Origin of the sequence: Cohnella fermenti (assembly GCF_004801405.1) — a bacterium.
In the GTDB taxonomy this organism is placed as follows: domain Bacteria; phylum Bacillota; class Bacilli; order Paenibacillales; family Paenibacillaceae; genus Cohnella; species Cohnella fermenti.
Genome location: NZ_SSOB01000056.1, coordinates 46,322 through 56,984, shown reverse-complemented (window position 1 = coordinate 56,984; position 10,663 = coordinate 46,322). Strand labels below are relative to the sequence as shown.

The window sequence follows — 10,663 nt, the reverse complement described above, 5'->3', positions numbered from 1 at the left end:
TCGTCTGAAAATTTCGACAACATGGTGGGTCTCGCTTGGTGTTCGCTTTTTTCGGCACCGATGGCGTTTCGTCCTGACTTTTTTCCAATTTCACAGTTTCACCTACTTGACATTGCACCGCTGGGCTATTGTTTAAAACAAATATTAACCCACTCATTAAATCAGTGCTACCTTTATATTCAAAACCTAATGCATCGCTAATTTCTAAATTAGAGCTTCCGACTTGAAACACAACTAGTACAGCAAAGCATAAATCCTTAATCCATTAGACATGAAGCGGTTTACCGCGATAAGTCCATTGGAACGGTTTGGCCATCGTTTGGTTAAAGTAGTCGATAAATTTGAGGATCTTGGATTTCAGATCTTCCTTCGAGAGGAAGCTGCCGCGTTTGAGCAGACGTCGCATTAAAATGCTGAACCAAATTTCGATTTGATTGAGCCATGAGGAATGCTTCGGCGTGTAGATAAAACGAATGCGATGTGTCCGGTCCGTCAAAAATTCAGCCCGAGAGGCCATTGTGGCCAGAATGCCCGACTTTCCTTTTACACCAAGCTCCTCTTTGAACTCGCCGTATCGCGCCACCAGACGGACGACCGCTTCGGATTGATGCGTGTTGAGTTGATCGGTAATGAAAATCCATTCTCCTTGAGGATCTTGGCTGATCAACGTGTCAAGGTACGCGGCAAAATCGACCTCTGTCCGCGTATCGCCTACCGACGGTGAAGTCACCTCACCGGTTGCGACTTCGAGGTTGGCGATGAGGCATTGGGTACCGTGACGAATATATTCAAATTCACAGCGCTCTTCCAGACCTGGCTTCATCGGCAACGTAGGATGTGCACGTTCCAACGCTTGAATCCCCGTCATTTCATCGATGCTGTGGATATGAACGCCCAATTGATGCAGGAGCGGCGCATCCGCATAAGTTTTACAAACGTCTCGGACATTCTGTTGAAAGGCCGCCTCGTCATTCGGAGTGGCGTTTAGCCAGTAACGACTCCGATGGGGCTTCAGATCCGCCTGATTTTAAAAAACGCCCGACCTGACGCTCGGAAATCGTGCGAACAATCCCTCGTTTCATGGCCTCGTCGGCCAACTCGCGGGTGGTCCAGTGCGAGATCGGTCGCTGTGAATCTTCCGGGTTTTCGCAAGCGAGAGCGATGATTTGAACCACTTGCTCGGCCGTGAATGTGGCGGGCGCGCCTGAGCGTGGCACATCCGAAAAGAGGTTCTTGATGGCGTCTTCCAATTGCTTGGGATGTTCCGTTTCGATTCGGCAAAGACGATCATATTCGGTAATCCAGCGTTTTCGCCACGTACCGACCTGCATGCGATCGAGTCCAATGATTCGAGAAATATCCCGGTTCCCCAGTCCTTGAACGGCAAGGAGGACAACGCGAACGCGCTTGGCCATTTGCTGAGGGGTTTGGTGACGACGCTCGAATTGTTCTAACACCTCCGCCTGTGCTTCGCTTATTTCAACGGCTTGAAGCTTAGGTCCTTTTACCATGGTAAGCTCCCCCTTCTTCGTTTGGGTTCTTACCATGAATTAATCTATTTACGGATTCGTTCTTGCTATGGATAGCTTAATTAAGCTTTGCTGTACTAGTAGAGTGGGGGACTGGTATCCCAGTCCCTCCGGGTAGAAGGGCCACCCAACTGGTGGCCCGAACCCCCACAGAACCCGACGTGCGGATTTCCCGCATCGGGCTCTTCAGAACTGGTTTTACAGCATAGCGTAGGTCTTCAATCGATTGTAGGGAATGAAGAGTTTCGGTCGCTTAAGGGGAAATAATGAGCGAATTTGGCGGTATTCTTCCCAAGTTACATCGCTTTTCTGACTTCGCCTGCTCAGCACTTTCCGCCAGTAGGTAACAGCGGCGGCATAGACTTTGTTCAGACACCTCATATTTCCTGCCATTCCGTAATAGGCATAATGGCCTTGTAGTATCTGATTGATCTTTATCGCCTGCTTCTCTACCGCTTCATGCTGCATTCTTCTCATTGTTTCCTGCACGTTTCCAATGCTTCGCTTCAGTCGTTTCTTCTCCGTCTTCCTGCCCACCATGAAATTCCCTTGTCGGTTTCGCGTGCAGTAATGCGTAAATCCCAGAAAGTAGAGGGTATCCGGCTTGCGCTTGCCTTTGGTTTGGCTGTGCTTGCTAGCAAATCGCCCAAATTCGATTAATCTGGTTTTGCTCGGCTCTAACTCCAGTTTAAACTTGTGGAGTCTATTCCGGAGCGCCTCCTGAAATCGGATAGCGTCACTACGGTACTGGAAACAGACGATGAAATCGTCAATATACCGAATGAGGTAGGCCTCGCCCCTCAGCCGTGGCTTAATCGCTTTCTCAAACCACAGATCCAGCACATAGTGTAAATACAGATTGCTTAGCAAAACACTGATTGAGCCACCCTGCGGTGTACCTTCTTCGCTGACGTGGATTTTGCCGTCTTCCAGCACACCAACCTTTAACCAACGCCCAATAAGTCGAAGGATTCGTGGATCACCGATGCGGTGTTCCACAAACTTCATCATCCACTCGTGGTCCAGACTGCCGAAGAAATTCTTCAAGTCTGCCTCTAGCACCCAGCCGACCTTTTCTCCAGCTATGATCTCGTTCAATGTCGCCAAGGCATTGTGCTGACCTCTTCCCGGCCTGCCCCCAAACGAGCAATTTAGAAAGTCTTGCTCGTAGATAGCGGTCAGTATCTCCGCTGTGCACCGCTGTAAGGCGCGATCTGCCACGGCAGGGACGCCTAACGGACGTTTCTCCTTCTTTCCAGGCTTCGGTATCCAGACTCTTCTTACGGCTGGCGGATGGTATCCCTTCCGGTGAATCGATGTGAGCATTTCATCTGCCCAAACCTCGAAGGTTTTCATCGCTTCATCCCGGGTGATCCCGTCTACGCCGGGTGCCGTACGTTTGGGAATATGCTGCAAACACTCCCGCAGCCGTTCCTTTGTGATGTGGTGGGTGAGAGAAGTAAACGGAAGCTTCGCATCTTCTCGTGCTTTTGCTGCTATTCTTTCCAATCCCGTTGTCATGGCTAGTGCTGTTTTCCGCAAATATACCAACAGTTAAACGCACAGGGCTTTACCCTTGTATGCCCATTTGAACGGTTTTGCCATCGTTGCATTGAAATAATCGATAAACTGAAAGATTTGTTTCTGTAAGTTCAAAGTGCTGGTGAAGGTTCCACGCTTGAGCAAACGACGAACCAGAATGCTGAACCATAATTCGATCATGTTCAGCCATGAACAGTGCTTGGGCGTGTAAACGAATCGAATACGATGTGACGGATCGGATAAAAATGCAGTTCGGCTGGCTTGTCTAGCCAGCACACCCGACTTGCCTTTCTGACCCAGCGTATCGTCCAATTCACAATGTCGCGCAACCAGTCGAACTAGACTCTCCGACTGATGGGTGTTCAGTCCATCGACGATAAATACCCATTCAGCATGCGGATCGGTTTCAATCAACTGCTCGATATAAGCGGCAAAATCGTTTTCGTCACGTGTCGGCGCCATTGTGGAAGAAACGATTTTGCCCAAGGCTACCGCCAAGCCGGAAATGAGACTGAGCGTGCCATGACGGATATATTCAAATTCTCGCCGTTCCACCAATCCCGGTTTCATCGGTAGTAGGGCATGAAGTCGCTCCAATGCTTGTATGCCCGTCATTTCGTCGATCGACACGACGTGCACGCCAAGTGTATGCAAGAGCGGAGCCAACCGATAGTGCCGACTGATTTCCCGCGTTTTCTCGGCAAATTCGATAGGGTCCTGCGGTTTGGCGTTCATCCAACCTTTCGACCGGTGGGGTTGTAAATCCGCCTCATTTTAAAAAGCGCCATACTTGTGTGAGCGAAATGGAAGTGACAATGCCGCGTTTGATCGCTTCATCACGCACTTCGCGTGGCGTCCAATGGCTGATCGGCCGTCCGCTGAGCGTCGGATCTTCGCACGCAATCGCCATGATTTGCAGCACTTGTTGTTCGGTAAAAGTCGCCGGTGCTCCTGGACGAGACTGATCCTGAAGCAATTGAACAATGGCATCTTCCAATTCTTCAGGATGCTCTTGTTCGATTCGGCAAAACTCCGGATAATGCGCAATCCAACGCCCGCGCCAAAGGACCACTTGCGGTCGATCGAATGACAAGAGCTCGCTAATAGCAGTGTTGTTGACGCCTTTGACCGACTCCAAAAAGACGCGCGCCCGTTTTGCCAAAGCTTGCGGTGTATTGCGTCGCCGAATCAGTTGTTCCAGTATTTCGCGTTGTTTTTCACTTACCAGGATTTCAGCAGCCTTTGGTCCTCTTGCCATCGGGATCACCTCTATGAACATTGCTCTGTTCATTAAGTGTAACATACTCCCTGGTAAGATTAACCTCATACCGTTGGATCATTTGAGAAATTAAGCACTAGTTCCAGATACAACTTTCAGAACATACCGTTCCCCTTACACCGGAGAGTTCTTCCGTGCTGCATTCCAAGCTCTTTGCACGTTCCATGGTCTTCGCCTGGTTTCTCAAGGCTCGACTCTCTCTTGTCCCTTTCGGGCCCATGTGACGATGCGGCAGGATTCACTTGATGTTACGGTCTGAACTTTTGCTCGCAATCCGTATGGAATGCTTTGTCACAGGGCTTCAACCTTAGGATTTCTCCACCAGTTGCCTGTCAGCTACAAGGCGACTTGGCTCTTACCTTGGCCGGACTTTCACCGACGAGTTGTACCTAGCTTTGCTAGGCGCACGAAAACCACATGGAGTTGTTACGCTCGCATGTGGCCTCCAAAATAATTTTAAAATAGACTCAACATAAACATTGATATACCACAAATTATTGTAACTATTACTAATAATATCCAAATCACCAACAGCACCTTGTTATTTTTCATTCTATTCAAGATATAAGAAAAAATCATTAATGGAATACTGAAATATAGAAGGTTTTGCAAATAGGACATTGAATAACGTTCTCCTCTCTAATGCAAAGAATCCTCTGCACCGTAAACATTTATCCCATCAACACCAATTAGCAAAGTACCCGAAGTTATCTTTGTTGTGTTTATGACCGTTTGGGTTACTAAAACGTTGCCCTCAGTATACGTACTTATTGTAACTAATGAACCACTCTGACTAACCTTAGTGTATGTTTTTGCTCCATCTGAAACAAGTTTGATGCCGTAACCAAACTTGGTTACTGAGGCAGCTTCAGCAGGAAGTGAACTTATTCCGCTACCTATAGTGAATATACCTATCCCTATTTGAGTAGCATTATAAAAGTTACTCCCCAACCCGTCACCAAGTAAATCTTTATATGCATTTTTCATGAAGTTCCATTCATCGCCAGCTTTTGAGCCACTCCATCCATTCTTTATTCTTGATGCACCGCCTGACATGTTACTTACTCCGTCAACTGCAATATATCCCCCAACAGCAATCAAGACTCCCGTTTCTGAGCCTGCAATAGCAATAGAACTGCCCGCCCATGCTTCTGTTGCTCCCCCAACTAACTGCGTAAGTCCAAGCGCAATCTCTGACCAATCTGCATTAACTGCTTTATTGTAAGTATCCACCGCAAACCCCTTAGTAGCATTCCATGCTTTTTTACAGTAACTTTTCCCTAACCAGTCCGTAAAGCAATGACCTGATGGGTCAGTATACCGCAATGGATTGTTCCCAACGTACGTATACAAATTCAGCGTCAAAGGATTATCAATCTGCCCCTCATACGTATCCTCATTAATGAACCTGCCCATGCTCGGGTCGTAGTAGCGGGCGCGAAGGTAGTAAAGCCCCGTCTCGCTATCGTAGACTTCACCAGCGTACTTGAACATATTGGAGATCTGCTCGGACTGGCTGGCCAGATTGCCCCACTCGTCGTAGCTGTAGCTATTGACGATGGCGCCGGCCGTATCGACAATCTGCACCACATCACCATGACCGTTGTACAGGTAATAGTAATCCTTGCTTGTCGAGACGTCTTTCTTGACGAGCAGACGATCGCCGCGCACGTAATTCGCCACCGTCGCATTGCTGCTGTTTACTTCGGCGATCACTTCGCCGTTCGGGTTGTAGCGATACTGGGTAACCGCGCTTCCCGACGTCTTCTTGTACCGCATTCCATCCGGCGTGTAGTCGAAGCTCGCCGAGTTCGTCCCATACGTGGCGCTCGTCAGCACGTTAAACAAGTCGTACGTGTAGCTCGTCTCATTCATATCGAACTCGCCCGGATTCGAATCGAATACCGTCTGCCGATTCCCCTGCAGATCGTAAACATACGTAATTGTGCGACCCGAACGAACAATCCCGGTTAACCGATTGAGCTTGTCATACGAATATGTGCTGGACTTAGCCGTTTGACCCGTGACGACTTCAACGAGAGCCACCACATTACCATTGTTGTCGTACGTATAGGTATACTTGGATAGCGTGGTTGTCCCCTTGGCATTGGTAACCGTCGAGACGCGGCCCAAGGCATCGTAGACGTAGGTCGTTACGAGCGTACTTCCACTCGTTAATGTTGGATACGTCACACTCTTCACTTGGCCGTTCGCATAATAAGCATACGTCACGTTCGAGGCGGCGGTATCATTGGTAATAGACGATCCATTGACCTGAACCTTATCGAGCCTCTTCTGCGCATATTTGTAGCGTACGTAGAATCCGCCGCTGGACGTGGCCCCCGCATTGGTTACGGTAATCCGACCGTTGCTATCATAGGTGAGCCCCAAGTAGGACGTATAGGTGCTGTTTGCATTTTGCAACGAGAGGGAGGTTACCCGGTTTAAATAGTCCATACCGGCGGTCAGCGTACCTGTCTTGCTCCCATTCTGGTAGGTCTCATTGGTAGTATACAGGATTCCATTGCTGCCAATAATGGTCTTGTTCTGCTGCGTGCCTCCAGAAGATCCCGTAGCCGTAACGATCGTGTTGTGCTGCTGCTCATCATAAGCATACGTGAATACCGTCGACTTTCGGTCTACCGCTTGTTGAAGCAGCCCCAGGTTGTTATAGGCATACGTCTCCACATTCGAAGACGTATCCAGCTTGGAGGTCATGAGCCCTGCTTCATTGTACGTTTTGGTCTTCAAGGATTGCGGCGTCCCGCTCGCCCCTGCTTGTATGGTGGCGCCTGTCATCAGCCCGTTCGCATCGTACGTGTACGTCGTCATTTGATCTATCGCATCCGTTACGGACGTGAGCTGATTAAGCCCATCATAACTATAGCTCGTCGTGACACCATTACTGTTCGTGTTGCCATTGGGATCGGCATACGTTTTTAAATTGCCGACGAGATCGTATGTGTACGTCTCCATAAGCGGTTGGCTTTGCGCAGGCCAATCCTTGTATACCTTATTCGAGCTCAGGTTGCCCCATTGATCATAATCATGCTCGATATAGTTGGACTTCAAGCTTGCCACGGTGCTATCCGCGCGATACGCCGTGACATCCATAGCGGCAACCAGATATTGCGTGACTTTGCGCGCCTTGGGATCGTTCTCTGTCACATACAAATTTCCATAAACGTCGGCAGTTTCCTTCGCATTGCCCCAGGCGTCATACGTCACCGTGGTCGTGTTGCCCATTGGGTCGATCGCGTACACGGCCCGATTCAAATCGTCCATGCGATACTGAGTAATCTGGGTTGTGCCGCTATTCGTCTCTGTCGCATAGCGCAATGAACCGAATCCGTCATAGTAAGCAACCTGATTGGATACGATGGTGCTTGAACTATCCGAGGTCCGGACATATTTCCGCTGCGAGATCACCTTCAGCGCATTTAACCCGGCATTCGCCGAGTCGGCTGTGCTCGGGATGTTCGTATTGGTATACGTGTATGAATCCGTTACATTGTATTCCGTCCCATTCAGGTTCGTAAAGGACGGATAGGTCACCGAGGTCACGCGTCCCAGAATATCATAGGCATACGAGGTCGTGTTGCCGGCTGAGTCTGTCTCCGTCTTCAAGAGACCCGTGCCCATATCATACGTCATTGTCTTCTGAATGGCTTGCGTAATGGCCGTACCTGTGCTATTGGTGGTCGTGAAGTAGCTTACTGTTTTGCTTGGATACGCATAACTCGTGTCTGCGCTGTAGTAGACCTCCGAAATGGACGATTGTCCATTACCGAGACTCTTGGTTGCTTTCACCTTCTGAAGCATTCCGGAGACGACCGTAGACGAATTGCTGCAATTACTCGTGACCGCGCCACTGGTGCTGATCGCTTCATAGCAGTAGGTCGTCGTCACGCCGTTGGCATCCGTATACGTTTTTAATCGGCCGTCACTGTAATACGTGTACGATTCGGAGAGTTGGCTCCCTGTCTTCTCCTGATACCAGGACTTGCTTGATAGAAAATGACGATTAGATTCATACGTATACGAAGTTAAATATTTAGTAGAAGTGTACTGACTTAAAGTTAGCAGTTTCGAATCCGCAGCGTTGGTTCCCCACGAAGTATAATTCCTACTTAAATAAAGGGTAACGGGGGCGGTATCCGAATCGGAACTGTATACTTTAACTTCTATTTTCGTCGGCTTGGACGGGTAAGCTGCCGAAAACGTAAGATTCGTAATGACCTGCTTCTCCCCATTGGGTGCCTTCGTTGTGATGATATGTTCTTGCTGATTCCCGTTAAACTCGGTCGTCGTTGCAAGCCCGTTCGTAGCAGTTGAAGAACTCAATGTTGCTGTCGATGAAAAGGAGTAACCTTTATCCATTGCGCTTGCGCTTTTATAGGTTGGATAGCCCGTGTAATCGTTTATATACGTATACGCTACTGCATTATAAGTTCCTTGCGTTGTAGATGTATTTTTATACAGAATATCCTTTTTCAAGTTCACTCGATTTTCCTCACCAAATCCGCCTGCCCCCAAATTCCGCGCCGCTTTATCGTATTCATAATACGTTTTGGAGTTCTTATTCTGGACATATAGCAGAGGGTGATAGCTGTTCCAACCGGAATTAGCGGTCACTGTTTTCTCGCTAAAATGGAAGTAGTTAGTAGATACACCGTAGTCAAAATAAGTATATTCACTATTTTCATCGATGATATAACCCAGGACCGGAGCGGTTCCGTCCTCTTCTCCGTTAAAGAGCAGATTCCAGAACCATTTTCCATAAGTAACCTTCTGCACAACATTGCCATTAGGATCAGCAACAGACAACGTAATATTGCTATAATAATTAGTTGTCGTACTGTCATTATACGTAAACGTCACAACTCGACCGACGGTGTCGGTAATCGATGAGATGTATTTATATGTTTCATCGTCATACGCCGTTCGCTCGACATACTGGAAGGTGATTTTATTGCCAAATCGATCGGTCAAGCCGAGAAGGCGGCCATCTGCCGAGAAGTACTCTCTTCTATCATCATCGTATTCCAAATAATATTTGGAGGAATCAACCCCATTGGAAAAGGAGCCCACTCCAATCTCTTCCACTAGCTGTTTGTCTGTTCCTGGATAGCCTATTAAGCTGAAAAAAATCAACGAAGAAGTTAACGATTTTGTATTCGCTTTATAAACGGCGCCGTCTCCCCCGTGATAATAAAGGTAATCGTCCAGTTTCTGTATAGATGGGAATTGGAAGGCCCAACCTGCTCCCAGGTCATATCGAGAACTTAAATAATTATACTTTTTTAAATTTCCGTCAGTCTTTTTATGCCGCATGTAGAAGAATGAATTTTTCAGATCGTACATCACCCCGATGTTTAAATCCAGTCCTTCCCGTCCTGGAAGCTGAATCTGTGTGGACTGCCAGATTAAATTACCGGAGGCTGGGTCGATGATTTCACTATTGCCAGCCCTGTCCGCATATTGTGGTTTGTTCGTTTGATTAATCTGCTCCTGCACGGTAACCGCATTAAACGCGCTATATACGTCATCATCGGATACGGCCGCGTTCACGTAGGAGGAACCGACCAGGAGAACGCCCCATACCAAAGCGAATCCCATTCCGAGTGTCAGAAGCCAATTTCTCATTGACGTTCTCCTCCTTGCCGCTTCATGCTTTCCAGCCCCTTCAGCCCTTTCGTTTGATATGTGCTTAAGGCTTGATCCAACGAAGTGTCACCTTGCTCCTCAAGGGTTTGAAGAATTTCTATTTTTTCTGCCGTGCTTATTTTTTGGTTTTTGAATGCGGCCTGGGCCTTGCTGTGCTTTTTGCCTAGCACGGCCAACTCGGTTTCTTTTTGTTTCTTGATATCGCCTTCGACCGATGCCCAGGACTTATTCTGGCTTCGCTTCTCTTCAATAAGCGACTTTGGATCGGTCAACCACTCGTTCCCCAGTTGGTCCGAGCGATAAATGTCTTCGATGGAAGCCCCAGCTTCGAACAGTTCCTCCAGATCCTCCTTGGTGTAGTTAAATTGGTCCTTTTGATGCAGCCTACTCTTGCGATTGGCTTCCGCTTTGGCTTTGATCTCTTCAATAATCGGGTCCTTCTTGCCGGCAGTCGGATCGCTTATTTCTATGCTTCTTCGCTCCAGGTGGGACAACGGATCGTCTTTCCCCTCGTTATCTTGGGCCCAAGCCAATCCCACCAAACTAATTGCCGCCGCACCCAAAAGCAGTACTCCCATCAGCGCCTTCTTCCAGATATAGAACTTGATACGCATCCTATTATCCATCCTCTCGTCTATGAAACAAA

8 protein-coding genes are annotated in these 10,663 nt (G+C 48.2%); 1 reads left to right on the top strand and 7 read right to left on the bottom strand.

Annotation, left to right across the window (positions count from 1 at the left end; genetic code table 11):
* Window positions 1-201: hypothetical protein (locus tag E6C55_RS34320; RefSeq protein ID WP_211093673.1), on the top strand; the 201-nt coding region annotated here is incomplete at its 5' end.
* Window positions 202-265: 64 nt separating this feature from the next.
* Here E6C55_RS34320 and E6C55_RS29445 read toward each other — a convergent pair.
* The 7 genes from E6C55_RS29445 to E6C55_RS29415 all read right to left on the bottom strand — a co-directional run bounded on the left by E6C55_RS29445 (window position 266) and on the right by E6C55_RS29415 (window position 10,631).
* Window positions 266-868 (bottom strand): transposase, encoded by a 603-nt coding sequence (locus tag E6C55_RS29445; RefSeq protein ID WP_330999671.1) that lies wholly within the window; start codon window positions 866-868, stop codon window positions 266-268.
* A 100-nt stretch (window positions 869-968) separates the two neighbouring features.
* The gene (locus tag E6C55_RS29440) at window positions 969-1,511 is read right to left on the bottom strand and encodes a helix-turn-helix domain-containing protein (RefSeq protein ID WP_136373411.1); all 543 of its coding nucleotides are present in this window, start codon (window positions 1,509-1,511) and stop codon (window positions 969-971) included.
* A gap of 216 nt (window positions 1,512-1,727) precedes the next feature.
* Entirely contained in the window at window positions 1,728-3,050 is a 1,323-nt protein-coding gene (gene ltrA, locus E6C55_RS29435; RefSeq protein WP_136373410.1) for a group II intron reverse transcriptase/maturase, read from the bottom strand.
* A gap of 33 nt (window positions 3,051-3,083) precedes the next feature.
* The gene (locus E6C55_RS29430) at window positions 3,084-3,806 is read right to left on the bottom strand and encodes a transposase (protein WP_211093671.1); all 723 of its coding nucleotides are present in this window, start codon (window positions 3,804-3,806) and stop codon (window positions 3,084-3,086) included.
* A gap of 34 nt (window positions 3,807-3,840) precedes the next feature.
* Window positions 3,841-4,362, bottom strand: a complete 522-nt coding sequence (locus tag E6C55_RS29425) for a helix-turn-helix domain-containing protein (RefSeq protein WP_230986913.1) — start codon at window positions 4,360-4,362, stop codon at window positions 3,841-3,843.
* 627 nt (window positions 4,363-4,989) lie between these two features.
* The gene (locus E6C55_RS29420) at window positions 4,990-9,996 is read right to left on the bottom strand and encodes an RHS repeat domain-containing protein (RefSeq protein ID WP_136373409.1); all 5,007 of its coding nucleotides are present in this window, start codon (window positions 9,994-9,996) and stop codon (window positions 4,990-4,992) included.
* Entirely contained in the window at window positions 9,993-10,631 is a 639-nt protein-coding gene (locus tag E6C55_RS29415; protein WP_136373408.1) for a hypothetical protein, read from the bottom strand. The genes E6C55_RS29420 and E6C55_RS29415 overlap by 4 nt, the downstream gene beginning before the upstream one ends.
* Between the last annotated feature and the right edge of the window lie 32 nt (window positions 10,632-10,663).

Bases quoted from the DNA above. Each gene is read 5' to 3' on its own strand.
- E6C55_RS29420 (WP_136373409.1), bottom strand. From the start codon at position 9,996: ATGAGAAATTGGCTTCTGACACTCGGAATGGGATTCGCTTTGGTATGG.
- E6C55_RS29440 (WP_136373411.1), bottom strand. From the start codon at position 1,511: ATGGTAAAAGGACCTAAGCTTCAAGCCGTTGAAATAAGCGAAGCACAG.
- E6C55_RS29430 (WP_211093671.1), bottom strand. From the start codon at position 3,806: ATGAACGCCAAACCGCAGGACCCTATCGAATTTGCCGAGAAAACGCGG.
- ltrA (WP_136373410.1), bottom strand. From the start codon at position 3,050: ATGACAACGGGATTGGAAAGAATAGCAGCAAAAGCACGAGAAGATGCG.
- E6C55_RS29445 (WP_330999671.1), bottom strand. From the start codon at position 868: ATGACGGGGATTCAAGCGTTGGAACGTGCACATCCTACGTTGCCGATG.
- E6C55_RS29425 (WP_230986913.1), bottom strand. From the start codon at position 4,362: ATGAACAGAGCAATGTTCATAGAGGTGATCCCGATGGCAAGAGGACCA.
- E6C55_RS29415 (WP_136373408.1), bottom strand. From the start codon at position 10,631: ATGCGTATCAAGTTCTATATCTGGAAGAAGGCGCTGATGGGAGTACTG.